Genomic DNA, 24,932 nt, shown 5'->3' on the forward strand with positions numbered 1-24,932 from the left:
CGGGGTTGCGCTGCTGGCCGGGATGGTGCTGGTCGTCGGCGGTGCGGGCACCGGGGCGGCGGCTGGAGGCCGTGCCCGGGGTGACCGGGGTCCGCTTCGTGTCCCAGGCGGAGGCATACGAGAGCCTTCGCAGCGATTTCGCCGGTAACAAGGGGCTGTTGAAGGAGTTCCCGGCGAAGGCACTGCCGGAGTCGTTCCGGGTGCGGGTGGCGAAGGGGGCCGAGCGGGAGCCGGTGAGCGCGGCGGTCGAGAGGCGGCCCGGCGTGTCTTACGTCGCGGACGAGGCGGACATGTTCGGTAATCCGGACTGGTCGGGTGGGGCGGATATTTCGGTCACCTTGTGCGTGAAGGATGACTACGTGCCTGCCTGCCGCGCTGGGCGTGGAGCGGCTGACGGGGCACGCGCGACGGCTCGGGAGAAGAAGGCGATCGTTTCGGCGATCGAGAAGATGCCCGGGGTGACGTCGTACGTGTTCGAGGATCAGAAGACCGCGTACCGGAACTTCGCCGAGGACTTCGCCGACAACGAGGCGCTCGTGCAAGCCACCAGGCCCTCGGACCTGCCGGAGGCGTACCGGCTGACCGCCAGGCCCGAGGCTGACTGGAATCTGATGAGCCGCAGGCCGGCACGGCTGAACGGGGTGCATCGCGCGTACAACGCGCGGTGTCTGGCGGCCAAGGCCACACTGGGCGTGAAGTACGGCATCAGGTATTGGGTGGCCCTTCCCGACAGCAAGGTCTGTGCGCCGGGTGCGCGGTAGGTGGTCGGCCCTGACACTTGTCCACAGGCTGTGGACGAACGCGCGGGGCCGGGGCGGCGAGCGGAAGATAGTCATGTGACCCGAGCAGCAGATGGGGCCGTGAGGCGTCTCTGTTATGTGGAAGCCGAACTACTCACCCAGCAAGAAGACCTCGCGCGGCAACGGGTCGACGTGGCGTCGATCTTCGCCGAGCACCACGTCGGCCTGGTGCGGCTGGCTCTGTTCATGGTCGGTGATCAGGCCACCGCCGAAGACGTCGTGCAGGAGGCGTTCGAGCGCACCCATGCCGGCCGGGCCAGGCTGCGCGATGCGGACAAGGCGCTGGCCTACGTGCGTTCGGCGGTGCTCAACGGGTGCCGGTCGGTGCTGCGCAGGCGGGCGACGGTGTTCCGGCGGGCGGTGCCGTACGAGCCGCCGGTCTGGTCGGCGGAGAGCGCCGTGCTGATGGGTGAGGAGCGGCGCGAGGTGCTGCTCGCGCTGCGCCGGCTGCCACGCAGGCAGCGCGAGGCGCTGACCCTGCGCTACTACTTCGATCTCACGGACCAGGAGATCGCCGAGACGATGCGGATCAGTGCGAGCACGGCCAGGTCGACGATCGCGCGGGGGCTGGCGGCCCTTGGCCGAGCGCTTGGGGAGGATTCATGAACAGCCCGGTGGAAGACAGACTGCGGGAGGCCCTCGCCGAGGCGGGGGCGGCGGTGGACCCGAGCACGCTGAGGCCGTTGCGGGCCCCGGGGCACAGGCGTTTCCGGGTGGACTTCCGGATGCTGACGGCGGCGGCGGCCGTGGTGGTCGTGGGGTCGGCCGGAGCCGTACTGGCGGGCGGCGCGGCGGACGGAGGCGGCGACGGCGGTCGCATGACGGCGGCCACGGCCGCGAACGAGCTCACGCGGGACGATCTGGATATGACCGTGTTCCTGTGCACGGCGACGGCGCCGAAGGAGACCGGCTGTGCGGGAGCCGCCGGCTCCGAGCAGCGCGAGGTGATCGAGCGCGTGGTGGAGGAGCAACTGCCGCAGATCGACGTCGGCCAGTGGGTGAGCCAGGCCGTCGCCTACGACGACTTCCGCAAGCGTTACGCCCACGACCAGGCACTGCTGGACGAGGTCCAAGCCGCGGACCTGCCACCGTCGTACCAGTTCAAGCTCCGGCAGGGCGCTGACCGGCGGCAGGTGGCGTCGGCGTTCTCGGGGCTGGCGGGGGTGCTGAGCGTCGTCGATCACGCTGCCGGCCCGCCCTCCGCGGCAACGGCTCAAGGGGGGTGGCAGGTCAGCGCTTTCCTGTGCAAGGCGGGGACGCAGTTGCCGGCGTGCCAGGCCAAGCCTGCGGCCCCGGAGGGAGGCGACTCGAAGAGCACTGTGCGAGGGAGGGCGGCGACACCCGCCCAGACGAAGGCCCTCCAGCAGCTGATCCAGAAGATGCCCGGGGTGCAGGAGGTCCACTTCGAGGACCAGGCGGCCGCGTACGAGAACTTCAAGGAGACGTTCAAGGACAACCAGGCGCTCGTCGGGGCGACCCGCGTGGAGGACATGCCTCAGTCGTTCAGGATCAAGCTGAATGCGGATGCCGTGGTGTCGGAGGTCGTTGCGGAGCTGAGGCGGCAACCAGGCGTGGCGCAGGTCGTCAGCGACCAGTGCCTCACCGATCGGGCGGCTCTGGCCACGGATTTCGGACTTCATCTACCGGATGAGGTGGTTTGTCCCGGGGGTGCGTGACCGGCGAGATCCACCCGCCCACCCCTGACCACTGGTGTATGGACACACGTAATCTGGCAAGGAAGGCCGTACGTACCCCCTAGGCCGTCAGGAGGCGAGCTCGAGCCCATGGGAATGATCATGGCCGTGAGCTTCACCCGCTACGGGAGGCTCTACTACCTCGACCCCGGCGAGCACAGCCCCAAGGTGGGCGACAAGGTGCTCGTCCCGACGGACTCCGGTCCGGAGGTGGCGGAGTGCGTGTGGGCGCCGCAGTACACGAGCGAGGACATCGACGGGCTGCCGGTGTGCGCGGGGCCGGCGGGCGAGGAGCACCTGTCCAGGGACGAGTCGAACAAACGCCGCAGGGCCGAGGCGCGCAGCGTGTCCAAACGACTGATCAAACGGCACACGCTGCCCATGAAGGTCGTCGGCATCGACTACCTCGACCAGGACAACGTCTACACCGTCTACTTCTCGGCACCGCACCGGGTGGACTTCCGCGCCCTGGTGCGCGACCTGGCCCGCAACCTCCGGGCCAGGGTCGAGCTGCGGCAGATCGGGCCGAGGGACGAGGCGCGGCTCCAGGGCGGCATCGGCCCCTGCGGGCGCGATCTGTGCTGCGCCACCTTCCTCAAGGACTTCGAACCGGTCTCCGTACGCATGGCCAAGGACCAGGACCTGCCGGTCAACCCGCTGCGGATCGCGGGGGCGTGCGGGCGGCTCATGTGCTGCTTGAAGTATGAGCATCCGCTTTACCAGGAGTTTCGCGCCTCGGCTCCCCGGGTCGGGGCCAGTGTGGAGACGCCGCAGGGGGGTGGGACGGTGGTGGGGCACAATGTGCCGTCCGACTCCGTGGTGGTGCGGCTCAACGACGGGGGGCGGAGGTGTTCTTGTTCCAAGGCCAGTGTTTGCGGGCCGCGGCAGGCGTACGACTCGACGTATGGGGGTGAGGGGGCCGGAGACGCGGTCTAGCGCCTCATGGCCCGCTGACCGCTTCCCACGGCCACACCCATACTGTCCTGCGGGCTTGGAGGCCCTGGCCTGCACCGGCGGGGCGTTCGGATGTGTTCGATGGGTGGGAGGGTTAGGGCTTGAGGAGTTGTTCGCTCAGGGTCCAGAGGCGCTGTGCCGACTCGGGGTCGAGGGCGTGTGGGACGACATCGGAGGGGACGTCCTCCTCGGCGCCGAAGTCGATGGGCCGCGGCGCGCCCAAGGGGGAGATGTCGTTGTCCTTGAGGTAGACGCCGCCGATGCCGGCCAGCAGCGGGCTCGTCGCGGCGAACACGCTGGTGCTGGCGCCTTGCCGAGGTGTCTTCCTCTCGCGGTCGGGGTCGATGATCGGCCGGCCGGACTCGTCGATCAGGCCCATGGCCCGGAGGGCGGCCTTGTCGATCGAGGGGCCCAGGTTCGTGCCGACGACGACGCCCGGGTGGAGGGCGTAGCCGCGGATCCCGTCCGCCGCCCACCGGCGGTCCAGCTCGACGGCGAACAGCACGTTGGCGGTCTTCGACTGGCCGTAGGCGAGCATGCCGTCGTAGCCGGTGGTGAAGTGCGGGTCGTCCCAGCGGATGTCGGAGAGCCGGTGGCCGCCGGACGTCACGTTGACGACGCGGGCGCCGTGGGCGGCGCGCAGTGCGGGCAGCAGGCCCAGGGTCAGCTGGAAGTGGCCGAGATGGTTGGTGGCGAACTGGGCTTCGTAGCCGCGCGCGTCCCGGACCAGGGGGCCTGCCATGATGCCGGCGTTGTTGATCAGGATGTGGAGCGGGCGGCCGGAAGAGAGGTAACGGGCGGTGAAGGCGTCGATCGACGCGGTTTCGAGGAGGTCGAGCTGGGCGGGCTGGACACGTTCGAGACCGGAGAGGGCGGGGGCGGCGCGGTCGGGATCGCGCGAGCCGACCGTGACGGACGCGCCCGCCTCGCTGAGTGCGCGGGTGGTCTCCAGGCCGAGCCCGACGTGGCCGCCGGTGACGATGACGTTCTTGCCGGACAGGTCGAGGCCCTTGAGCACCTCGTCGGTCGTCGAGGCCGCGGTGAAGCCGGAGCCGATGGGGTGTTGTTTTTCATGCATGACACCACTCTGTGGGGCATCGTCCGTACTTTGAATAATTGACAGTGCGGACTTCCTTCGCGAGAGTACGGACATGGTGGGTGACCAGCTGTCCGAAGTGTTCGATCTCGTGGAGGTCCGCGGGCAGGTGACGGGCGGGTTCGAGGTGCGGGGGCGCTGGGTGGCGCAGCACGCCGTCGACGATCCGCTGAAGCTCATGGCGATGGTGCGCGGCCGGGCCAGGCTGACCACCGACGGCCTCGACGGGCCGATCGAGCTCGGGCCGGGTGACGTCGCCATCCTGAACAACCGGTCGTGGCTGCGGCTCGAGGGCGGCACCGGTGACGGGCCGCCCCGCGACATCCTGCCCGTGGAGGGCTACACCTCCGTCCACCTCGACGATGATGACGGGCGCGGGGCTCCCGACGCCGTCGTGGGCGGTCGCGTCGATCTGAACCCGGCCGGTCAGGCGCTGCTGCTGCAGGCGCTTCCCCCGGTGGGGCACGTACGGGCGTCGGCCGCGGCGGCGACCAACCTGCGGCGGAGCCTCGACGGGCTGTTCAACGAGGTGACGGGGAACCGGATCGGCTCGGCGTTCGCGATCCGGCAGTACGGGCAGCTCCTGCTGCTGGAGGTGCTGCGTGCCTACGTCGGCCAGGCCGAGCTGCCCCCGGGATGGCTGCGGGTGCTGATCGACGAGCGGTTGCGTCCGGCGCTCGCCCTCATGCACGCCGAGCCGGGGCAGCCGTGGCGGCTGGAGGAGCTGGCGCGGGCGGCGGCGATGTCGCGGACGTCATTCGCCGAACGTTTCCGTACGGTGGCGGGGGTGCCGCCGCTGACCTACCTGAACCGGTGGCGGATGTTGCTGGCGCAACGGGCTCTCCGGGATGGCGACGTGCGGGTCGGGTCGCTGGCGGCCGAGCTGGGGTACGCATCGGAGAGTGCGTTCAGTACCGCGTTCAAGCGGGAGGTGGGGGAGTCGCCGTTGCGGTACCGGTGGCGGATCCGCGGTGGTGAATCGCCTGGCGGCGCCGAGCCGGTGCGGGTGGAGGCCCGCTGAGGCGGGGGGACGTGCCGAGACCGGAGGTGACGCGCGGCAGGTGGAGTTCCGGTGAGGTGGGGATGGGCCGAAGGTGGATCTCCGCTGAGGTGGGGGCAGGCCGCAGGTGGTGCCGGGCGGCTGCGGTCGCTGGGGTGCTGGCGCTGGCGATGACGGGACTGGAGCCCAGGCCGGGCCGGGTGGGGCCGCCGGTTGGCGGACTGGCCTGGACGGACTGCGGAGGCGGGTTCGAGTGCGCCGCCTTGCGGGTGCCGCTCGTACATGGGCGATCCGGTGACCAGGTGGAGCTCGCGGTGATCCGGTTGCCCGCCAGCGGCGGCGCGGGGGAACGGATCGGGTCGTTGGTGGTCAATCCTGGCGGGCCTGGGGCCTCCGGGGTGGAGTATGTGAGGGCTGCTCGGGTCGTACTGGGCGTGGAGGTGCGGAAGCGGTTCGACGTCGTGGGGTTCGATCCGCGGGGAGTCGGGACGTCGGCGCCCGTCGAGTGTCTGAGCGACGAGGAGCTGGACGCGTTCGTCGCGCTGGACGGCACACCCGACACGGCCGGGGAGCGGCTGGCGCTGGAGGAGGGGGCCAGGCGGTTCGCGGAGGGGTGCCGCAGGCGGTCGGGCAGGCTGCTGCCGCACCTCGGGACCGTGAACGTGGCACGCGACCTGGACCTGCTACGGCAGGCGCTGGGCGAGCGCAGGCTGACGTACCTGGGCAAGTCGTACGGGACGTTGCTGGGGGCGGTGTACGCGAAGCTCTTCCCTGGCCGGGTGCGGGCCATGGTGCTGGACGGGGCGCTCGATCCTGGCAGGTCGCGGGTGCGGCTCGGCGCGGAGCAGGCGGCGGGGTTCGAGCGGGCGCTGCGGGCGTACGCCGAGGACTGCCTCGCGGTGGGCGGGTGCCCGTTCAGGAGCCGCACCGTGGACGGGGCGTTGGAGGAGGTGAGCGGGCTGCTCCGGCGTACTGACGCGCGGCCGCTGCGTGGCGACGGCAGGCGCGAGGTGACGCAGGCGGTGGCCGTCCTCGGGCTGCTCGGGCCGCTCTACGACCGGGCCCTGTGGCCGGAGCTGGGCGAGGCGTTGCGCCGCGCGTTCAAGGGGGACGGTGCGCTGCTGCTGCGCAACGCCGACCAGCTCACCGGACGGCACCACGACGGGACCTACTCCAACGAGACCGAGGCCAACCTGGCCGTGAACTGCGCGGACGGGGGCCACCCGAGGCGGCCGGCGACGTACGGAAGGGCCGCGGCGGCGGCGGCTGCTCGCGAGCGGGCGCCGCGATTCGGGGCGTACCTGGTGTGGTCGTCCTTGCCGTGCGCCTACTGGCCGCACCCGGCGGCACTTGGCCCGCTGAAGGTGGAGGGTTCCGCCCCGATCCTGGTCGTCGGCACCGAACGGGATCCTGTCACGCCGTACGCGTGGGCTCGCAAGCTGGCGGGCGCGCTGGGGTCGGGGGTGCTGCTGAGGTACGGAGGTGATGGCCACACCGCCTACGGCGGCGGGTCGAGGTGCGTGGACGAGGTGGTGGAGGGGTATCTGGTGGCTGGGGTGGTGCCGGAGGATGGGGCGGTCTGTCCGGGCATCGGGTGATCGATGGAGCGAGAACTGCCCGGGCTCCTGTAGACTCTTTCACGCTGCACAGCGCACGCCGCCTTAGCTCAGTCGGCCAGAGCACTTCACTCGTAATGAAGGGGTCTGGGGTTCGAATCCCCAAGGCGGCTCCAGGTCAGAAGGCCTCCGCAAGATCACGGAGGCCTTCTGCGTGTCTAAGTGAGTGGCTACCGTCGTGGCAACGAATCACCACGACCTAGTCTGTGTGCCAGCTCTGAGATGCAGGGTTGTGTCCGAGATGCGGTGCAAAGTGAACGAGCGTAGGTTGCCGTGCTGAACCGACCAAGTTCGCACAACGCAAGGACCTACGCTCGTGGCACGCACACTGCCGCCCGTTCAAGCCATCCGCGCCGAGATCGACGCTCTGTTCGCCGAAGGCCGTGACCTGGTCGAGGTCATCGAGGACGTCGCCCGCTTAATCATCCAGACCGCCGTTGAAGCCGAGGCGGACGCCTTCCTCGGCCGCGCCCGCTATCAGCGCGCCGTCACTGTCACCGCTGATGCCGGCAGCGGAGAGGAGAGCACGGTGCGGCCCGGTTACCGCGACGGGCACTGCCCAACCACCGTCAAGACCACCAGCGGGCCGATCACCATCGCCCGGCCCAAGTCGCGCGGAGGTCGTGCAGGATGCGCAGGCCCGTGCTGGTCATGGTGAAGCCGCGCCAGCCCCCGGAGGCACGACCCAGCACGGCCCAGACGAAGACGTCGGCGTGACCATGGGTGTCTGCGTCGTCGGCCTTGGAGCAGATGGAGATGGAGCAACTGCTGACTCGGTAGTGGCAGGCTGCGCATATGCGGCAGCAGGGGTGTTCGCTTGGTGAACATGGCCAGCGGAGTAACCGAGACCTGCACTCAACCCCATGGCCAGGGCGAACGTCAGCGCGATGCCGAGCGGCTTGTAGATTCGCCGGGGTTTGGACGGTGCACTACGGATGAACGCGGACGGTGGACAGTCGCACCTTTTGGCCCCCGAGATCACGCACTCATAGCAAGTCGACGATCACTTATCGCTGGTCATGCCCACATCCCTTCGCCGAGCCGCGGCCTGACATCCATCTGGTCAAGATCGAAGCGGAGGTCTTAGGGTTGCGCCGTGCTCGACAAACCGCCCGGATGGCCCTTACTGACGGCGTTCACCCTCGCGGGTCTGGTAGCCCTGTGGTGGGCCAGCGCGCCCTACATGTACGTCGAGTTCGCCCTTTGGGCGTACTGTAGCGGCGTCATTCTCGGTCTCATTTGGACCGTGCGGGCAGTTGCCGCGCTCATTCGTGATGCCGATGCGATCCGCGACCGCAAGCTGCGTTGGTTCATGCCATGGATCATCGTCTGCGGTGTTGTCGTAGCTGTGACCCTCGATGCGCCGTTTCGAGTGCGATTCGCGTTGTCGGAGTCTGCGCTGATCGCTCATGCCCAGGCCGTGGCCCAGAGCGGCGACGTCTCGGGGGAGTGCCGCCAGGTGGGCCTCTACCCAACCTGCTGGTCGGAGGCGATACCCGGCGGTGGAGCGTGGTTCACTGTCGATGACCCAGGCATCCGCACATCGGCCGGCTTCATATGGAGTCCGGCAGGCCAGATGCCCGAGGGCGTTGTGGAGCGTTTCTACCCGATCGCTGGCCCCTGGTATGCATACTCCGGCTGGGACAAGTGGTGACGGAGCAATGGCCCGCATGCATGGCATCGGATCGAAGGCAGGGGCGTTCAAGCAGGTCTAACTTCCCTTCCTCGGGCGGGGTGCGCGCCAGGCGGTGTAGGGCTATGGGAGGGCCGAAGTGACAGACGAATACGAAGAGTTCCGCTGGGTCGGCGAGTTCGGCCCGTTCTACGACATCTCTTGTGTTTCTTTCGCTCGGTCTCTCACTCCTCTTGAAGCATTGACTCGTCTTGGGGCGGGAGTCGCTGACCTGGAACAGGTGACGTTTGAAGGATTCCAGGAGCGCACGATGTGGTGCGTCGACGCCGACAACATGCGCAGTACCTACATAGGGGCGGTTGAGTCCGCTGGCTGGACGGTTCTGATCCAGCTCTGGGCGGGATCGATTGCACTTGACCGCCGTCTGATGCACAGCCTCTCGCGGGGGAGCGAGCTCGTGGTGGTCCACCGGAACCTTCATGCCACCGACTACTTCATCTACGTGGTAGATGGTGAACAGATCACGTGGTTCGACCAACTATGTCCACAGGCGCGTTCGGGATCCGATCCGGACCGGCTAGTGGAGAAGATGCGTGGGGTGGGGTTGGATCCCGACCACGACTGGTCAGAACCTGGGATCGACGCCACCTTCCCGCGGAGCTTCGCGCTGGCAAAGAGGATCACAGGCTTCCCGTTCTCCAGGGCGATGCTGGACTCGCGTTTTCTCGCTGCCGTGATCAGAGATAAGTGATTGGCTGCTCGGCCCATACGCTGAGACAGCATAGGCGGGTGCTGCTTCGGAGTTGCCCGATGTCATCCTGCAACACCAGCCATTGCCGGAACCGATCCAACGGGTTGGGGCCCAGCAACGCGTGAGCGGACGCTCTCGGTGGCATACGCCCTGGCAGGGGATATCGCAGTAGTCCGACGAACGTCAGTTCTATTTTCCTCATAATGAAGGGGGCTGGGGTTCGAATCCCCAAGGCGGCTCCAGCGCAGAACCCTGTGAGAGAGCTCACGGGATTTTCTGCGTAGGCCGGACATCCGCCGCGGTTGAAGAGTTGGTGTCACCCTTCTCGAAATCCTTGGCACGTGAAGGCGCCATCGGCGTTGGTGGAAGCGCCCATGATCCGTTCCGTAGGACGCCTGATCCAACCGTCTTCAGCCGATCGTGAGGATAGAGTGTCGGCACTTGAAGATCGCATCGGCTCTCGGGTGATGGAGTGAGCATGGGAAGCCGGATCGTGCCTGCCAAGCCGAGGGCGTTGGCGATCGCAGCAGGGGCACTGCTGCTCATCGGACCGCTGAATCCGTCAGCCGGAAGGGCAACCCCTGACTTTCGCCTCACATATGCCCAGCAGATGGCCGCAGCCAAGGGGGCCGCGTCGCGGGCAGAAGCACCTGCCCTTGGCACGCCCATCGGCAAGCCCCTGAAGGGTCACACGGACCGCGTTGAGGCGGTGGCCGTGGGCAAGCGCAGCGACGGGACACCGGTCATCGTCTCCGGCGCCTACGACAGGACCGTACGGATATGGGACCTGAACACCGGCAAGGCCCTCGGAAAGCCCCTCAAAGGTCACAAGGGTGAGGTCTACGACGTCGCCACCGGCAAGCGGAGCGACGGGACGCCGGTCATCGTCTCCAGTGCCGCCGACGGCATCCGGCTCTGGAACCTGAACACCGGCAAGCCGCTCGGAAAGCCCCTCAAGACGCGTAAAGGCTCCGTCTACGCGGTGACGACCGGCCGGCGGAGCGACGGAACGCCGGTCATCGTGTCCGACGGTGACGCCCTGACCAGGGACGTCGAGATCTGGAACCTGGACACGGGGAAGCTCATCGGCAAGCCGTCCGTCAACCCGTTCGCCTTCACGGTCACCCAGCTCGTCACCGGCAGGCGCAGCGACGGCACTCCGGTGTTCGTCACGGGAGCGACCAACGGCAGGGTGCGCATCTGGAACCTGAACACCGGCAAGCCCCTGAGCGGGTCTCTCAGCCGTTGTGGCATCTGCCTGGTGGAAGGACTCGCGGTCGGCAAGCGGAGTGACGGCACTCCGGTGGCCGTCTCCGGCGACATTCTGCCCGGTCCCGCCGAGAACGGCGACGTTCCGCGGAGTTGGATCCGGATCTGGAACCTGGACACAGGCAAGCCGATCGGCGACTCCATCGCCGTTGAGAGCGACGCCAGCATCGAAGTAGTGGTCGGGAAGCGAAGTGACGGCTCTCCGGTCATCGTCTCCGGCGATGACGACGGCGACTTGTCAGTGTGGGATCTGGACACAGGCGAGCGCATCGGCGAACCTCTCACCGGGCACACCCTTCCGATCGTCGCCCTGGCGACAGGGCAGCGTAGCGACGGAACCCCTGTCGTCATCTCCGGCGGATCGGACAGGACCATCCGGGTGTGGAGTCTGGGCGGGTGAAACCCGCAGACTGAGTGACAACCACGGCTGACGGCCGCGAACGCTGGCCGTCTCTCTCTTGGCAGGCCCTACGCCTGCTCGTTCAGCCGCCGCTCCCATTCCAGCACGGCCGCGTGGACCTCCTCGGGGTCGTAGCCCCTCAGGACGACGTCCAGGCCGCGCTCATCGAGCTCCCTGCGTAACTCCGCACCGGTCAGCTCGCCGGAGCCGGCCAGTGACCGCTCGACCCGCTCGGCGAGCTCCTGAACCTGGCGCTTGCTGTAACCACGAAGCCGTACGGTGAAAGTCGTCATGATCTCGAATCTAGGACGTACGCGTGCGATGCGCGCAGGCGTCGTGATCTGGGGCATCATGGCGCGATGAGCGTGCGCTACGACGAGGTGATCGGTTCGCTCCGGGCGGCCTACGACGGTGGTGCGGAGCGGCGTGAGGGCAGCGGTAAGAGCCCGTGGAAGGTGGCGGAGCGCGAGGCGTTCCTGGGCCGGCTCCGGGAGCACGGATGCGGGCGGCTGCTGGAGGTGGGTGCCGGCACCGGTCAGGACAGCCTCTGCTTCCAGGAGAACGGGCTGGAGGTCGTGGCCGTGGACCTTTCGCCCGCCATGGTGGCCCACTGCCGGAAGAAGGGCCTCGACGCCCGGGTCATGGACTTTCTGGGGCTCGATTTCGCGCCCGGGTCGTTCGACGCGGTGTACGCGTTCAATTGCCTGCTGCACGTGCCCAACAGCGATTTCCCGGCGGTCCTGGACACGATCCGTACGCTGATGCGGCCCGGCGGGTTGTTCTACGTGGGCGTGTACGGCGGGGGCAGCCTGCGGGACGAGGGGGTCTTCGAGGAGGACGACCACGATCCTCCCCGGTTCTTCTCCTTCCGGGATGACGAGCAGCTTCAGGAGTTCGCGCGTACGTCTTTCGAGGTCGTGGACTTTCACACCGTGGGAGCCGATGAGAGCCGGTTCCAGTCAATGACGTTGCGGCGCGGACGTTAGGCGGGCGGGTTCGTCAGCGGGGCCAGCCGGGCGTCGAGTTGTGCCTGCTGTTCCGGGGTGAACGCGTTTCTCGGGAGGAATCCGGTGGCCTGCTTGTTGACGAAGAACAGCCAGAACTCGGGGGTGACGACGACCCGCGAGAACAGTGACCAGCGCACGTCGGTGGTGAGTTTCTCGGAGCGGCTCTCGTATCCGTCGTCGGTCACGTGGAGCGTGGTGGGGACGCAGAGGTAGGGAACCTGTTTCCTGGCCGTCCGGCGCAGTGACCAGGGGATCACGAACGGGACGACGATCGCCGCGACCAGCAGGCCCACGCCGATGCCGATGTTGCCGAGCAGGAGAAAGACCACGCCGAATACCACCAGGAAGGCGGGGAACAGCCAGATGAGGGCCTTGAGCTGGTGTTTCAAGGCCCGTTCCAGCCCCCGCACGACTTCGCCGGGAGTGGGCTCGTATTCGACGGTGAAATCCACGTGGAGGATCCTGCTGGAGTTCGCGGGGCGGGCGCAACCCGAGGGCCGTTCTTGATGGGTGCGAGGACGGGCGTTAGCGTCGTTCCTCGACTCCGATCTCCCAGCGTTTGTCAAAAGGGGTGGTCATGCCCGTGATCGGGAACCTTCGCAGGGCCGTGGCGGTGGCGTTGACCGTCGTCCTGGCCATGACCTCCGTGGCGTCGCAGGCCGGGGCCGGGACGGCGGCCAAGCCGAAGCGGCCGAACATCGTCTTCGTCCTCGTCGACGATCTGTCGGCAGAGTTGCTCCAGTACATGGACACCGTGCGCGGCCTGGCGAAGGACGGCACGACGTTCAGCAACTACTACGTCTCCAACTCGCTCTGCTGCCCGTCCAGGGCCTCCATGTTCACGGGTCAGTTCCCGCACAACACGGGTGTGGCCACGAACAAGAATTCCGACGGGGGCGGTTATCAGGCGTTCGAGAAGCACGAGGGCCGGACGTACGCCGTCGCCCTCGACCGGGCCGGCTATCGCACGGGTTACCTGGGCAAGTACATCAACGAATATCCCGTGCCCGCGGATTATCGCGTGCCGGTCGGGTGGGATGAATGGCACGTGGCCGCCGGGGGCGGATACAGCGAGTTCAAGTATCAGCTCACCCGCTACATCAAGGAGGAGACGGCGGAGGAGAAGCCGATCGACCCCTCCGGTGGGAAATATCTGACGGACGAGCTCGGGCAGCGGGCCGTGGACTTCATCGAGAGGTCCCGCCGGTACGCGCCGGACGAGCCGTTCTTCTTGCAGGTCTCGCCGTTCTCGCCGCATTCCAGGATCGGCGCCAAGGCCGGGGACAAGGAACCGCGATTCCCGCCGGCGCGGCGGGACCGGCCCAAGAACCAGTTCCCCGCCGGGGAGTTCCCGCACGGCGACTGCGGCGGGCCCGACTGCACGAGCATCGACGTGGCGGACCTGCCGGCGTTCAACGAGGACACCGCCGACAAGCCCTCCTGGGTACGGCGGGAGCCGATCGCGGCGCAGGGGCTCAAGGAGCTGCGCAAGGATTTCCGGGACCGCATCCGCATGGTGCAGTCGGTGGACGACATGGTGGAGCGGGTGCTCGCGGCGCTGAGCCCCGAGGAACGGCGTCACACGTACGTGGTGTTCACCAGCGACAACGGCTTCCACCTCGGGCAGCACAGGCTGTTGCGTGGCAAGTCCACCGCCTACGACCACGACGTACGGGTGCCGCTGCTGGTCAAGCGGCCGGAGGCGGGGCGGCACGGCGATCTCGCCGTCGACGCCATCGCACAGAACGTGGACCTCTTCGCGACCTTCCTCGACATGGCGGGGGTCCGGAGCGAGCCGCGCGACGGGCGCAGCCTGCTGCCGCTCATCCAGGGGCACAAGGTGAAGGACTGGCGGGAGGCGGCGCTGATCGAGCACGTCAGGCCGGATCCGAACGCCGCCGGCGAGCCGGACCCGGACGCCGACGAGCTTCAGGCGCCCGCGAACCCCGGGCCGCCGAGCTACGCCGCCGTGCGTACGGCCGGGGAGCTGTACGTCGAGTACGAGGGGGATCCGCGGCCCGAGTACTACGACACCGTGGCCGACCCGCACCAGGAGTCCAACGACCCGGACAACCCCAGGACGGCCGAGCTGGCCGGGGTGCTCGACCGGCTGGCGGGGTGCGGCAAACCGGGCGCGATGGACTGCTGGAGCGCGGCGCGGCTCCACTGAGCTGTCACTGCCCAAGGCCGCAGGAGATCCACTGCCTAAGTGTTCGCAGGAGGTCCTTCGAGCTGCCACTGCCTAAGGGCGCAGGAGGTCCCTGACCTCGGCCAGCAGCTCCACCTGGCGCCGCCAGTCACCGCCCGAGATGCCGATCACCGCGTGGCTCGCCCCGGCCGCGCGGTACTCGGCCAGCCTCTCGGCGACCTCCTTCGGCTGCCCGGTGAGCGGGATCCCGGCGACCTCCTCCAGTGGACGCCCGTAGGCGCCGCTGATGCCGGCCGCGATCTCCGCCTGGGCGGTGGCCCCACCGCCCAGGTGCGCGGCCCCGCCGATGGCGATCACGGGTGCTGGCCGCCCGTGCCCGTCCGCCAGCTCGGCCAGCCTGGCCCGGCCGCGGGCGACGTCCTGCGGCGAGATCAGGGACGGGAACCAGCCGTCCCCGAACGCCGCCGCCCGCCGGATGGCGGCCGCCGAGGCGTTGCCGACCCACACCGGCGGCATGGGAACGGCGGGTGCGAGCTGAACGCGCCGGTCGCCGTCCGCGGCGTCCGGCAGCAGCACCGGCTCGCCCGCCAGCAACCGCGGCAACAACCCCAGGGCGGTGTCCGTGAGCCGCCCCCGCTCCCCGTACGGCACCCCGGCCGCCGCCCACTGCGCAGGCCCGCCACCGGACCCCACCCCCAGCACGAGCCGCTCACCCGACACGTACTGCAGGCTCGCCACCTGCTTGGCCGCCCACACCAGCGGCCGGATGGCGGGGATGAACACGCTGGTGCCGATCCTGACCCGGCTGGTGGCCGCGGCGGCGGTGGCCAGGGCGATCGGCGCGTCCAGCACCGGCCCGCCGACCGCCAGATGATCGCCGTGCCAGACCCCGTCGAGCCCGGCCCGCTCCGCATGCCGGGCGGCCTCGCCGAGGGTGAGGCCGTCGCGGCGCTGTACGGCGACTCCGGGCAGGATGACGCCGATCTCGAAGTTCTCCATGAGATCGACGATGCAACCTCGAGCAAGGTTGATGTCAACGCGAAAACCCGTGGCGAGCGAGCCGGATCACAGGCCATGATCGCCCGATGACCGGAAGCGCAGCCGCTGGGAGCGGCGCCGGGCGGCGGTTCGCCGGCCGCGAGGAGCTGGCCGCCCTGACGCGCGAGGTCTATGGCGCCGGCCGCCGCCTGGCCCGCGTCGAGCGGCTCACCGGCGGCTCCAAGAAGGGCGTCTACCGCCTGTCCTTCCAGGACCAGGGCCCGACCGCCGTGCTCTACGTCTGGTCCGGCGACGAGGACTACTGGGACCCGGCGGACCGCCCCGAGCCCTTCGCGCACGGCACCGGGCTGGGCCTCTTCAAGGCCGCGCACGCCCGGCTGAGCGCCGCGGGCGTCCGGGTCCCCGACCTCTACTTCGCCGACGACGGCCACGAGCTCTATCCCGCCGACGTGGCCCTGATCGAGGACGTACGCGGCGGAACCCTGGAGGCCCGGCTGGCCGGCGAGCACGCCGAGCCCATGGAACGACTCGCGGACGGCCTGCGCGCGATGGCCCGGTGCCGGTCACGTGACCTGGGGAAGGTCGCCCTGGTCGAGAGCGGCCAGGGCATCAGCGGGCCGGCTTCGCGGATCGTGCTGGAGGTGGCGCTGGGCGACCTCGCCGAGGCCGCGTCCAGGGTCGAGCCGATCGGCAGGGCCGCCGCCGAGCTGGAGGAGCGGCTGCGGGAGCTGGCGGCGGGCATCGAGCCGCGTACGGACCACGGCCTGATGCACGGCGAGCTGGGCCCCGATCACGTCCTGATGGACGACGACGACCGGCCGGTGCTCATCGACGTCGAGGGCGCGATGTTCTTCGACGTCGAGTGGGAGCACGTCTTCCTGCGGATCCGCTTCGGCGACCACTACGCCCGGCTGCGGGCGGACGGCCTGGACGAGCGCAGGATGCGGCTCTACCGGCTGGCCCAGCACCTGTCGCTGGTCGCGGGGCCGCTGCGGCTGCTGGACGGCGACTTCCCCGATCGGGCCTTCATGCTGGAGATCGCCCGCCACCACACGCAGGAAGTACTCCAAACGGGGGGCATGCCGGACGTATGGTGATAACCGGCCGCCGGGGCCCTTGCGCCGCCGGTCGATTTGGTCAACTCTTAGGAAGGTTTCCTAACAGTTGAGGAGGACCAGGTGCGCGGAAGACGTGTCTTGGCGGGCCTGAGCCTCCTGGTGGCCGCCGCCTGCGGCGGGCCGGCGAAGGACGAGCCCCCGGTCAATGCCGAGGACGTGATGTTCGTCCAGATGATGGTGCAGCACCACCGGCAGGGGATCGAGATCGCCAAGGTGGGCACGTCCCGCGCCACGACTCCCGAGCTCAAGACCCTGACCGCGGCCATCGAGAGCACGCAGCAGACCGAGGTCGAGATGATGCTGCGCTGGTTGCACTCCTGGGACCAGCCCCTCACGCCCGCCACCAGCGCCCACGACCACCACGGCGGCATGCCGGAGACGGACGCCAAGCAGATCCAGGCGCTGCGGCAGTCCAGGAACTTCGAGTACGACCTGTGCAACCTGCTCATCGCCCACCAGGACGACGCCGTCCAGATGGCCGCCGCGGAGGTCGCGGGCGGCGCGAACCCGGCGGTCCAGCAGTGGGCGGCCCAGGTGCAGAGCTCCCGCAAGGGTCAGATCGACATGATGATGGACCTCATCAAGAAGTAGCGGACGCCGCCAGAAGAACTCATAGACGCCGTGCCCATTAAGTGATTAGATCACTTGATATGTCCGAGGTAGCGCGGCCCACGCTTTCCGACGCTCTGACCGAGCGCATGCTGGAGCTCATCCGTACGGGAGGGCACCGGCCGGGCGACAGGCTGCCCTCGACCAGGGAGCTCTCCCAGCGCTTCGCCGTCACCACCCCGACGCTGCGCGAGGCGCTACGCAGGCTGGAGGCCACCGGGGCCATCGAGCTGCGGCACGGCTCCGGCATCTACGTCGGCGCCGCCATCGAACGGCTGGTCCTGCCCAACCCCAACATGCGCGAGATCCACGCCGCCCAGCTCCTGGAGCTGCTCGACGCGCGGATCCTGATCGAGCCGCCGCTGGCCGCCCTGGCCGCCAGGAACGCCGACGGCGACGAGCTCAGAGCGCTCAGGCAGGCGCTGGACGAGGCGAGCAGGCACCTGCGCGGCGAGGACGCAGAACTGCACGACGCGAACATGACCTTCCACCGGGCCACCGCCCGGATGGCGGGCAACAGCGTGCTGCACGAGGTCGTCGACTCGCTGCTCACGGTCCACGGGCCGGAGCAGCGGGAGATCCTGCAGATCTTCGATGACCGCCGCCGCGACCACGAGGAGCACCTGGCCATCCTGGAGGCCGTCGAGGCGCGTGACGCGGCCCAGGCCGAGCAGCGCATGCGGGCCCACCTGGTGGACGTCAAGACGGTGATCGAGCACCGGATGCAACCCCCCCCGATGAGAACCAAGGAGGCCGGCCCATGTACCGGTCACGTGTGGCCACGCTCGGCGTGGCGGCGCTCGTCCTGGCCGCCTGCGGCGGCAACGGCGCCGAGGCGCCGCAGAAGAAGACCGAGCTGACCCTCTACAACGACAAGGGCGCCTGGACGAAGTACTTCGACGAGATGGGTGCCCTGTCCAAGCAGAGCATCGGCCTGGGCATGAAGCCGACGGGATACACGGACTCGGCGCAGTACCAGGCGTTCATCAAGGCGTCGTTCCGCACGGACGTCAAGCCCGACCTGTTCACCTGGCAGACCGGGGGGATGCTGGAGGAGATCGTCAAGCAGAAGCAGGTGGCCGAGACCACGGCCATCTGGCAGGAGGCGATCAAGGCGGGCGACCTGTCGCAGGACCTCGCCCCGTACTACACGATCGGCGGCAAGCAGTACTGCGTGCCGATGAACGTCGCCTACTGGGGCATGTTCTACAACAAGAAGATCTTCGACCAGTACGACCTGAAGCCGCCCCAGACCTGGGACGACCTCGTGAAAACGGCCGAAACGCTCAAGCAGAACGGCGTCAAGGCCTTCTACCACACCAGCGTGCTGTTCTCGTTCGTCTGGTTCGAGCAGCTCATGGCCGGCACCGACCCCGACCTGTACGACCGCCTGTCCACCGGCAAGGCCAAGTACACCGACCCCGGCGTGGTGCAGGTGATGGAGCGGTGGAAGCAGCTCATCGACGCCGGCTACTTCATCAACCCGGGCGACAAGACCGACCCCGGCGACGTGCTGAAGACCGGCAAGGCGGCGATGGTCTCGTTCGGCACCTGGTTCAACACCAGCATGACCACGCGCAGCATGAAGGCCGGCACCCACTACGACTTCTTCGTCATCCCGAACGTCAACGCGGCGCTGCCCAAGACATCGATGATCTTCGAGAGCGGGCCGCTGTGCTCGCTCACCAAGGCGGCCGACCCCGACGCCAGCATGAAGTACCTCAAGTGGTGGACCGGCTCGGAGGCGCAGGACAAGTGGGCCAAGAGCCGGGGTGACGTCAGCGCCAACCCGAAGGTGACGATCGACGACAAGGTGCTCGGCACCGTCACCAAGGACGCGGGCAGCGGGAAGTACCGGCTGGTCAACCGCTACTTCGAGGCGACTCCGCCGCCGATCCTGACGGCCGCGCTCGACGGGTTCAGCAAGTTCGTGACCGAGCCGGGCAGCTACAAGGAGGTCCTGGAGACGATCCAGAAGGCGGCCGACGAGTACTGGAGCACGCATCAGTGAGCCGCGCCGCTCCCATCCTCGGCAGGTTCAGGTACGGCTACGTGGCGCCGGCGGCGCTGCTGGTCGCGGTGCTGCTGTACGCGCCGTTCGTGTGGACGGCGTACCTGAGCCTGACCCGTTACGACGGCCTGGAGCCGCCGGTCTGGGTCGGCCTGGCCAACTTCGCCAAGCTGTTCGACGACGCCGCGCTGATCACCTCGACCCGTAACACGCTGATCTGGGTGATCGGCACCATGGTGCTGCCGGTCGGGCTCGGGCTGCTGGTCGCGGTGCTGTCGTACGACATCAGGGGCGGCGCGTGGTACCGGGTGCCGTTCATGCTGCCGTACGCGCTGAGCGGCGCGGGCCTGGCCATGGTGTGGAGCCCGATCCTGTCGCACGACGGCATCGCGAACCTGCTGCTCGGCGTGGACACCGCGTTCCTGCAAGAGGAGCCGGTGAACACGTTCGCGATGCTGGCGGTCTGGACGTGGCAGCAGCTCGGCGTGAACACGCTGCTGTTCGTGGTGGGGCTGCAGTCCATCCCGAAGGAGCCGATCGAGGCGGCGCGGCTGGACGGGGCGTCGGGCTGGCGGCTGTTCCGGCACGTGATCTGGCCGCTGATGCGGCCCCTTACGGCGGTCGTGGTGGGACTGGCGCTGGTGTCGAGCCTGAAGACGTTCGACATCGTCTGGGTGCTGACCCAGGGCGGTCCAGGACGCAACTCCGAGACGCTGGCGGTGACCATGTACAAGGAGACGTTCGTGGCCAGCGACTACGGTTACGGCTCGGCGGTCGCGGTGATGCTGACCGTCGTGACGGGGCTGGCGTCGTACCTGTACCTGCGCAGGCAGGTGACGGCCACATGATCAGGCGGGCCGTGCTCGTCCTGCTCGGGCTGGTCTGGCTCGGGCCGACGTACCTGCTGCTGGTCAACGCCTCGCGGCCGGCGGACGCCTACGATCCGGCCGCCGCGTGGGTGCCCTCGGGCGACTTCGCGCTGCTGGAGAACTTCGCCCGCGCCGTGGACGGCGCCAACCTCGGCGGCAGCCTGGCCAGCACCGCGCTCTACAGCGTCGTCTCGCCGCTGCTCGGCGTGCTGATCGGGGCGCTGGCCGGGTACGTGATCGTGGTGCTGCGGCTGCGGTACGGGTTCTGGTGGTTCCTGCTGATCTTCGGCGGCACCGTCTTCCCCTCGCAGATGTTGCTCGTGCCGCTCTTCGTCGGCTACAGCGACGCCGGCCTGTACGACAGCCGCCTCGGACTGATCATCGTCTACACGTCGATCAACGTGCCGCTGGCCGCGTTCGTGCTGCGCAACTTCTACTCCGGCGTCGCCTTCTCGATCTTCGAGGCCGCGCGCATGGACGGCGCCTCGACCTTCCGCGTCTTCTGGCGCATCTACCTGCCGATGTCGCTGCCGGCGCTGACGGCCGTGTTCATCCTCGAGTTCACCTTCATCTGGAACGACCTCGTCTTCGGGCTCACCCTCACCCAGACCGAGGGCGTCCGGCCGGTGATGACGGCCATCGCGGGCCTCATGACCGACGTGTACGCCGGCACCCCGGTCCCCGTCGGCCTGGCGGCGGGACTGGTGGTCTCGCTGCCGACCGTCGTGCTGTTCCTCGCCACCCAGCGCCTGTTCGCCAGGGGCCTTTCTCTAGGGAGTGTTCAATGACCAGCCGGTTGCTCCAGCGCAGCCTGGGAAGCCCCGACTACGACGGGATCAGGCAGGCGCTGCGCGACGACACCTCGACCCCCGTGATCAGCGTGCGCGGGCTGGAGGTGCGGGTCGCGGTGCTGCCGCTGTTCACCCACGACGGCCGCCAGGCGGTCAGGGTCTCCAGCACGGAGCCGCTGACGCACGTGCTGGTCGGCGTGGACAGCGCGTCCGGCAGCGACGTGACGCTGCTGGTGCCCGAGGTGGACGCGCCGCGCGCGCTGACCCTGGAGTGCCGCGACGAGGCGGGGGTGGTCGGCAGCGCGCGGATCACGGTGACGCCGCAGCGCAAGTGGCACGTGTTCGTGGTGCACCACTCGCATCTCGACATCGGCTACACCGACCCGCAGGGCACGGTCCTGCGCCACCACCTCGACTACCTCGACGCGGCGCTGCGCCTGGCGGAGGAGACCGCGTCCTGGCCGGACGACGCGAAGTTCCGGTGGACGGTCGAGTCGTCGATGCCGGCGCTCAGGTGGCTGGAGCACCGGCCGAAGGAGATGGTCGACTCGTTCGCCGCGCTGGCCAGGGCGGGCTCGATCGAGGTGACCGCGCTGCCGTTCCAGCTCCACACCGAGGCGTGCTCGACCGAGGAGCTGCACCGGCAGCTCCGCTTCACCACGCAGCTCGAACGGCGCTACGGCTTCGCCACCAGGTCGGCCATGCACACCGACGTGCCGGGGGCCGTGGTCGGGCTGGTGGACGCGCTCAGCGCGGCGGGCGTGCGGTATCTCGCCGCGGCGCACAACTGGGCCGGCAGGTCCGTGCCGTACCTGCACGGTGGCGACAAGCTGACCAGGCCGTTCCGGTGGCGGGCGCCGAGCGGGAACGAGATCCTCGTGTGGTTCACGGACACGCCGCACGGGATGGCGTACATGGAGGGCAACACGGTCGGGCTGACCGACTCCTACGAGCTGGCCGACGACCTGCTGCCGCGGTACCTGTCCGCGCTGGCGACGCGGGGGTACCCGTACGGTCCCGGCACGTTCGGCTGGCAGGGGCCGGACGCGCCGAAGGAGCCGTACGAGCTGGACGTGCTGCACCTGCGCGTGCAGGGCGCACACGCCGACAACGCCGGCCCGTCGATCGTGCCCGCGACGATCGCCCGCCGGTGGAACGAGCAGTGGGCCTACCCGCGGCTGCGCTCGGCCGTGAACAGCGACTTCTTCGAGCACGTCGAGGAGCGCTACCACGACCGGCTGGCCGTGCACGAGGGCGACTGGACCGACTGGTGGGCCGACGGGCTCGGCTCGGGCGCGCGCCCACTCGGCTACGTCCGCCGGGCGCAGTCGGCACTGCGCGTGGCCGAGACGCTGCACACGCTCGCCGGGGTGGACGCCACCGAGCAGGTGGACGCCGCCTACGACAAGGTCGCCCTGTTCAACGAGCACACCTGGGGTGCGGCGAACCCGTGGGAGGACGCCGAGGAGGCGGGCGACTCCGGCGGCCTGCAGTGGACGCGCAAGTCGTCCGGCGCGTACGACGCCCAGGACGACGCCGCCGACCTGCTGCACGCCGGGATCCGCAGGTTCGCGGCGGCGCTGTCGGAGACGGGCGTCGAGGGCGGCGCGCTGGCGTCGTTCGCCGTCTTCAACCCCGGCACCCGGGCACGCACCGACGTCGTGCGGGCCTTCCTGCCCCGGGACGTGGTGGGCGTGGACGTGCCGATCGCGCTGGTGGACGCCAGGACGGGGGCGACGCTGCCGCACCACGAGGAGTTCGTGGATCCCGACGACTGGCCGACCCGGCCGATCGGCCGGCACATCCACGCCGTAGTGCCGGATATTTCCGGATACAGCTATGTACGGGTGGACGTCGTCCCGGGCGAGAGCCAGGCGCCCGAGCCGGTCGAGCTCGACCAGGCCAGCGGGGTGATCGAGAACGAGTTGTACCGGGTCGCGTACGACGTGCGCGAAGGGTACGTCTCCTCGATCTTCGACAAGCGGGCGGGCCGCGAGCTGGTCAACGGCGACGCGGCGGCCGGCTTCGGCCAGTACGTCTACGACCGGTACGCCACCGCCCCCCACTTCAACCACCTGTCGGGACACGTGGGCGCGCACGACCGGACCCTGCTCGGCGACCGCGCCATCGGCACCCACGCCACGATCAAGGAGGCCAGGCGCACGGCCGTCGGCGAGAAGCTGGTCGTGGAGCTGCGCGGCAAGGGCGTCGACTGGATCCGCACCACGATCGAGCTGCACCACGGCGTGCCCCGCGTCGACCTGACCTACCAGCTCGCCAAGCAGGGCACGCCCGCCAAGGAGGCCGTCTTCCTGGCCTTTCCGTTCGCCACCGGACCGGCCACGGCCTGGGAGCTGACCGGCGGCGTCGGTGGCCCCGGCGTGCCCAGGGTGCCGGGCTCGGCCGAGTACATGCTGCCGATCAGGCACTGGATCGCCTTCGAGGACCCGGAGCTGACCGTCGCCTGGGCCACGCTGGAGGCACCGCTGGTGCAGCTCGGCACCATCCACATGCCGTACGCGCCGTTCCCGCCCACGCTGGACCAGGAGGACGGCACCGTCTACTCGTGGGCGCTCAACAACATCTGGGACACCAACTTCCCCGCACAGCAGCAGGGCGAGACCACCTTCCGGTACGCGGTCACCTCGGAGCCGGGAGCGCTCCCCAGGCGCCTCGGCGCGGCGGTGGCCTCCGGGCTGACCGAGCCGTTCGTCGGCGCGCTGATCACCGACAGCCCCGCGAGCGAGGAGACGTACGTCTCCGTCGATCACCCCGACGTCCTGGTCACGTCCCTGGGCTGGGACGGCGTGCGGCTGCAGTCGCTGGCCGCCGAGCCGGTCGAGGTCAGGGTGTCGCGGCCGGGACACGAGACAGCCGAGGTGACGCTGCCCGCGTGCGGGGTGGCCGTGGTCAGGGGGACACGTCAGTGAAGATCGTCGACATCCGGGCCACCACGGTCGCGGTCCCGCTGGAGGCGCCGCTGCGGCACAGCAACGGCGCCCACTGGGGCCGGTTCGTCCGCACGATCGTCGAGGTCGAGGCCGACAACGGGCTGGTCGGCCTGGGGGAGATGGGCGGCGGGGGCGAGAGCGCGGAGTCGGCCTTCCGTGCGCTCAAGCCGTACCTGGAGGGCCACGACCCGTTCAGGCTCGAAGCGCTGCGCTTCAAGATCGCGAACCCGACGGCCTCGCTCTACAACAACCGCACGCAGCTCCTGGCCGCGATCGAGTTCGCCTGCCTCGACCTCATCGGGCAGCACCTCGGGGTGGCCGTCTGCGACCTGCTGGGCGGGCGGTTGCGGGACGCGGTGCCGTTCGCGTCGTACCTGTTCTTCCGGTACGCGTCCGGCGGCCACGGCGAGATCCGTACCCCGGACCAGCTCGTCGAGCACACCAGGCGGCTCAAGGAGGCGCACGGGTTCACCGTGCACAAGCTCAAGGGCGGCGTGTTCCCGCCGGACTACGAGCTGGAGTGCTACCGGGCGCTGGCCGAGGCGTTCCCCGGCGACCGGCTCAGGTACGACCCGAACGCCGTGCTGTCGGTGGCCGAGGGCCTGCGCTTCGGCCGCGCCATCGAGCACCTGAACAACGACTACCTGGAGGACCCGGTCTGGGGGCTCGAAGGGCTGCGGGCCGTGCGCGAGCAGGTCAGGGTGCCGCTGGCGACCAACACGGTCGTGGTCAACTTCGAGCAGCTCGCCTCGAACGTGCTGCGCAGGGGCGCCGACGTGGTGCTGCTGGACACGACGTTCTGGGGCGGGATCAGGCCGTGCGTGAAGGCGGCGGGGGTGTGCGAGACGTTCCAGCTCGGGGTGGCCGTGCACTCGTCGGGGGAGCTGGGCGTCCAGCTCGCGACCATGCTGCATCTGGGCGCGGTGCTGCCGAACCTGACCTACGCCGCCGACGCGCACTACCACCAGCTCACGGACGACGTGATCGAGGGCGGCAAGCTGGCGTACTCGGAGGGCGCCATCGCGGTGCCCGAAGGACCCGGGCTGGGGGTCCGGCTGGACCCCGAGCGGGTCGCCCGCTACGCCGAGTACTACCGGGAAACGGGGGGCTATCCGTACGACCGCGATCCCGGGCGGCCCGGCTGGTACGCCACGGTCCCCAACGAGCGGTTCGCCGATCCGGATATCTCCGTCGAAATCAGACCATAATTGGTCA

Annotated in this window: 23 protein-coding genes, 1 tRNA gene and 1 pseudogene; 21 read left to right on the forward strand and 4 right to left on the reverse strand. The window is 69.2% G+C overall.

The features are described 5' to 3' along the window. Positions 1 to 41: 41 nt before the first annotated feature. The 4 genes from HD593_RS59075 to HD593_RS59090 all read left to right on the forward strand — a co-directional run bounded on the left by HD593_RS59075 (position 42) and on the right by HD593_RS59090 (position 3,430). Positions 42 to 761, forward strand: a complete 720-nt coding sequence (locus HD593_RS59075) for a permease-like cell division protein FtsX (protein WP_312904419.1) — start codon at positions 42 to 44, stop codon at positions 759 to 761. A 117-nt stretch (positions 762 to 878) separates the two neighbouring features. Next, complete coding sequence (locus HD593_RS59080; protein ID WP_312904420.1) at positions 879 to 1,406, forward strand: sigma-70 family RNA polymerase sigma factor; 528 nt, start codon at positions 879 to 881, stop codon at positions 1,404 to 1,406. After that, positions 1,403 to 2,476, forward strand: coding sequence for a permease-like cell division protein FtsX (locus tag HD593_RS59085; RefSeq protein ID WP_185111515.1), 1,074 nt, complete (start codon positions 1,403 to 1,405; stop codon positions 2,474 to 2,476). The genes HD593_RS59080 and HD593_RS59085 overlap by 4 nt, the downstream gene beginning before the upstream one ends. Before the next feature lie 114 nt (positions 2,477 to 2,590). Continuing rightward, positions 2,591 to 3,430, forward strand: a complete 840-nt coding sequence (locus HD593_RS59090; protein WP_185112755.1) for a PSP1 domain-containing protein — start codon at positions 2,591 to 2,593, stop codon at positions 3,428 to 3,430. A 112-nt stretch (positions 3,431 to 3,542) separates the two neighbouring features. On the opposite strand, the gene HD593_RS59095 is transcribed toward HD593_RS59090, so the two are convergent. Next, positions 3,543 to 4,526, reverse strand: a complete 984-nt coding sequence (locus HD593_RS59095) for an SDR family NAD(P)-dependent oxidoreductase (RefSeq protein WP_185111516.1) — start codon at positions 4,524 to 4,526, stop codon at positions 3,543 to 3,545. Positions 4,527 to 4,599: 73 nt separating this feature from the next. Between HD593_RS59095 and HD593_RS59100 the strand changes: the two genes are divergently transcribed. The 7 genes and pseudogenes from HD593_RS59100 to HD593_RS59130 all read left to right on the forward strand — a co-directional run bounded on the left by HD593_RS59100 (position 4,600) and on the right by HD593_RS59130 (position 11,213). Next, on the forward strand, positions 4,600 to 5,565 hold the full coding sequence (locus HD593_RS59100; RefSeq protein WP_185111517.1) for an AraC family transcriptional regulator: 966 nt from the start codon (positions 4,600 to 4,602) through the stop codon (positions 5,563 to 5,565). 386 nt (positions 5,566 to 5,951) lie between these two features. Continuing rightward, a complete protein-coding gene (locus HD593_RS59105; protein WP_312904421.1) occupies positions 5,952 to 7,142 on the forward strand; it encodes an alpha/beta hydrolase in 1,191 nt (396 codons plus the stop codon). Between the two features lie 57 nt (positions 7,143 to 7,199). Beyond that, positions 7,200 to 7,276: transfer RNA gene (locus HD593_RS59110), tRNA-Thr, on the forward strand. A 200-nt stretch (positions 7,277 to 7,476) separates the two neighbouring features. Next, positions 7,477 to 7,779: pseudogene (locus HD593_RS59115) on the forward strand (IS256 family transposase); the annotation flags it as partial. A gap of 477 nt (positions 7,780 to 8,256) precedes the next feature. Next, positions 8,257 to 8,814: a hypothetical protein gene (locus tag HD593_RS59120; RefSeq protein ID WP_185111520.1), complete on the forward strand. Its 558-nt coding sequence runs from the start codon at positions 8,257 to 8,259 to the stop codon at positions 8,812 to 8,814. Between the two features lie 118 nt (positions 8,815 to 8,932). Next, on the forward strand, positions 8,933 to 9,544 hold the full coding sequence (locus tag HD593_RS59125) for a DUF6461 domain-containing protein (protein ID WP_185111521.1): 612 nt from the start codon (positions 8,933 to 8,935) through the stop codon (positions 9,542 to 9,544). A 478-nt stretch (positions 9,545 to 10,022) separates the two neighbouring features. After that, positions 10,023 to 11,213 (forward strand): WD40 repeat domain-containing protein, encoded by a 1,191-nt coding sequence (locus HD593_RS59130; protein WP_185112756.1) that lies wholly within the window; start codon positions 10,023 to 10,025, stop codon positions 11,211 to 11,213. A gap of 68 nt (positions 11,214 to 11,281) precedes the next feature. Here HD593_RS59130 and HD593_RS59135 read toward each other — a convergent pair whose 3' ends face one another. Beyond that, positions 11,282 to 11,506, reverse strand: coding sequence for a hypothetical protein (locus tag HD593_RS59135; RefSeq protein WP_185111522.1), 225 nt, complete (start codon positions 11,504 to 11,506; stop codon positions 11,282 to 11,284). Positions 11,507 to 11,572: 66 nt separating this feature from the next. Here HD593_RS59135 and HD593_RS59140 point away from each other — a divergent pair, with 66 nt between their 5' ends. Then, positions 11,573 to 12,199 (forward strand): class I SAM-dependent methyltransferase, encoded by a 627-nt coding sequence (locus HD593_RS59140; RefSeq protein ID WP_185111523.1) that lies wholly within the window; start codon positions 11,573 to 11,575, stop codon positions 12,197 to 12,199. On the opposite strand, the gene HD593_RS59145 is transcribed toward HD593_RS59140, so the two are convergent. Further along, positions 12,196 to 12,672, reverse strand: a complete 477-nt coding sequence (locus tag HD593_RS59145) for a YcxB family protein (protein WP_185111524.1) — start codon at positions 12,670 to 12,672, stop codon at positions 12,196 to 12,198. The genes HD593_RS59140 and HD593_RS59145 overlap by 4 nt on opposite strands. Before the next feature lie 125 nt (positions 12,673 to 12,797). On the opposite strand from HD593_RS59145, the gene HD593_RS59150 reads away from it, so the two are divergent. Continuing rightward, on the forward strand, positions 12,798 to 14,390 hold the full coding sequence (locus HD593_RS59150; protein WP_185111525.1) for a sulfatase family protein: 1,593 nt from the start codon (positions 12,798 to 12,800) through the stop codon (positions 14,388 to 14,390). 72 nt (positions 14,391 to 14,462) lie between these two features. Here the strand turns inward: HD593_RS59150 and HD593_RS59155 are convergent, their stop codons facing one another. Further along, positions 14,463 to 15,368: an LLM class flavin-dependent oxidoreductase gene (locus HD593_RS59155; RefSeq protein ID WP_185111526.1), complete on the reverse strand. Its 906-nt coding sequence runs from the start codon at positions 15,366 to 15,368 to the stop codon at positions 14,463 to 14,465. 86 nt (positions 15,369 to 15,454) lie between these two features. On the opposite strand from HD593_RS59155, the gene HD593_RS59160 reads away from it, so the two are divergent. The 8 genes from HD593_RS59160 to HD593_RS59195 all read left to right on the forward strand — a co-directional run bounded on the left by HD593_RS59160 (position 15,455) and on the right by HD593_RS59195 (position 24,925). Then, positions 15,455 to 16,465 (forward strand): phosphotransferase family protein, encoded by a 1,011-nt coding sequence (locus HD593_RS59160; RefSeq protein ID WP_185111527.1) that lies wholly within the window; start codon positions 15,455 to 15,457, stop codon positions 16,463 to 16,465. Positions 16,466 to 16,546: 81 nt separating this feature from the next. Beyond that, the gene (locus HD593_RS59165; protein ID WP_185111528.1) at positions 16,547 to 17,077 is read left to right on the forward strand and encodes a DUF305 domain-containing protein; all 531 of its coding nucleotides are present in this window, start codon (positions 16,547 to 16,549) and stop codon (positions 17,075 to 17,077) included. A 59-nt stretch (positions 17,078 to 17,136) separates the two neighbouring features. Next, positions 17,137 to 17,955 (forward strand): FadR/GntR family transcriptional regulator, encoded by an 819-nt coding sequence (locus tag HD593_RS59170; protein ID WP_185111529.1) that lies wholly within the window; start codon positions 17,137 to 17,139, stop codon positions 17,953 to 17,955. Then, a complete protein-coding gene (locus tag HD593_RS59175) occupies positions 17,856 to 19,106 on the forward strand; it encodes an ABC transporter substrate-binding protein (protein WP_185111530.1) in 1,251 nt (416 codons plus the stop codon). Before HD593_RS59170 ends, HD593_RS59175 begins: the two co-directional genes overlap by 100 nt. Continuing rightward, positions 19,103 to 19,954 (forward strand): carbohydrate ABC transporter permease, encoded by an 852-nt coding sequence (locus HD593_RS59180; protein WP_312904422.1) that lies wholly within the window; start codon positions 19,103 to 19,105, stop codon positions 19,952 to 19,954. The genes HD593_RS59175 and HD593_RS59180 overlap by 4 nt, the downstream gene beginning before the upstream one ends. Beyond that, entirely contained in the window at positions 19,951 to 20,763 is an 813-nt protein-coding gene (locus tag HD593_RS59185; protein WP_185111531.1) for a carbohydrate ABC transporter permease, read from the forward strand. The genes HD593_RS59180 and HD593_RS59185 overlap by 4 nt, the downstream gene beginning before the upstream one ends. After that, positions 20,760 to 23,696: a glycoside hydrolase family 38 N-terminal domain-containing protein gene (locus HD593_RS59190; protein ID WP_185111532.1), complete on the forward strand. Its 2,937-nt coding sequence runs from the start codon at positions 20,760 to 20,762 to the stop codon at positions 23,694 to 23,696. Before HD593_RS59185 ends, HD593_RS59190 begins: the two co-directional genes overlap by 4 nt. Next, positions 23,693 to 24,925, forward strand: coding sequence for an enolase C-terminal domain-like protein (locus HD593_RS59195; RefSeq protein ID WP_185111533.1), 1,233 nt, complete (start codon positions 23,693 to 23,695; stop codon positions 24,923 to 24,925). Before HD593_RS59190 ends, HD593_RS59195 begins: the two co-directional genes overlap by 4 nt. Positions 24,926 to 24,932 lie beyond the last annotated feature (7 nt).

It is taken from the genome of Nonomuraea rubra (assembly GCF_014207985.1).
Lineage (GTDB): Bacteria > Actinomycetota > Actinomycetes > Streptosporangiales > Streptosporangiaceae > Nonomuraea > Nonomuraea rubra.

Excerpts from the sequence above, each read along its gene's own strand:
- HD593_RS59085 (WP_185111515.1), top strand. The coding sequence starts at position 1,403 with ATGAACAGCCCGGTGGAAGACAGACTGCGGGAGGCCCTCGCCGAGGCG.
- HD593_RS59090 (WP_185112755.1), top strand. The coding sequence starts at position 2,591 with ATGATCATGGCCGTGAGCTTCACCCGCTACGGGAGGCTCTACTACCTC.
- HD593_RS59095 (WP_185111516.1), bottom strand. The coding sequence starts at position 4,526 with ATGCATGAAAAACAACACCCCATCGGCTCCGGCTTCACCGCGGCCTCG.
- HD593_RS59100 (WP_185111517.1), top strand. The coding sequence starts at position 4,600 with ATGGTGGGTGACCAGCTGTCCGAAGTGTTCGATCTCGTGGAGGTCCGC.
- HD593_RS59130 (WP_185112756.1), top strand. The coding sequence starts at position 10,023 with ATGGGAAGCCGGATCGTGCCTGCCAAGCCGAGGGCGTTGGCGATCGCA.
- HD593_RS59135 (WP_185111522.1), bottom strand. The coding sequence starts at position 11,506 with ATGACGACTTTCACCGTACGGCTTCGTGGTTACAGCAAGCGCCAGGTT.
- HD593_RS59140 (WP_185111523.1), top strand. The coding sequence starts at position 11,573 with ATGAGCGTGCGCTACGACGAGGTGATCGGTTCGCTCCGGGCGGCCTAC.
- HD593_RS59150 (WP_185111525.1), top strand. The coding sequence starts at position 12,798 with ATGCCCGTGATCGGGAACCTTCGCAGGGCCGTGGCGGTGGCGTTGACC.
- HD593_RS59155 (WP_185111526.1), bottom strand. The coding sequence starts at position 15,368 with ATGGAGAACTTCGAGATCGGCGTCATCCTGCCCGGAGTCGCCGTACAG.
- HD593_RS59160 (WP_185111527.1), top strand. The coding sequence starts at position 15,455 with ATGACCGGAAGCGCAGCCGCTGGGAGCGGCGCCGGGCGGCGGTTCGCC.
- HD593_RS59170 (WP_185111529.1), top strand. The coding sequence starts at position 17,137 with ATGTCCGAGGTAGCGCGGCCCACGCTTTCCGACGCTCTGACCGAGCGC.
- HD593_RS59175 (WP_185111530.1), top strand. The coding sequence starts at position 17,856 with ATGTACCGGTCACGTGTGGCCACGCTCGGCGTGGCGGCGCTCGTCCTG.
- HD593_RS59185 (WP_185111531.1), top strand. The coding sequence starts at position 19,951 with ATGATCAGGCGGGCCGTGCTCGTCCTGCTCGGGCTGGTCTGGCTCGGG.
- HD593_RS59190 (WP_185111532.1), top strand. The coding sequence starts at position 20,760 with ATGACCAGCCGGTTGCTCCAGCGCAGCCTGGGAAGCCCCGACTACGAC.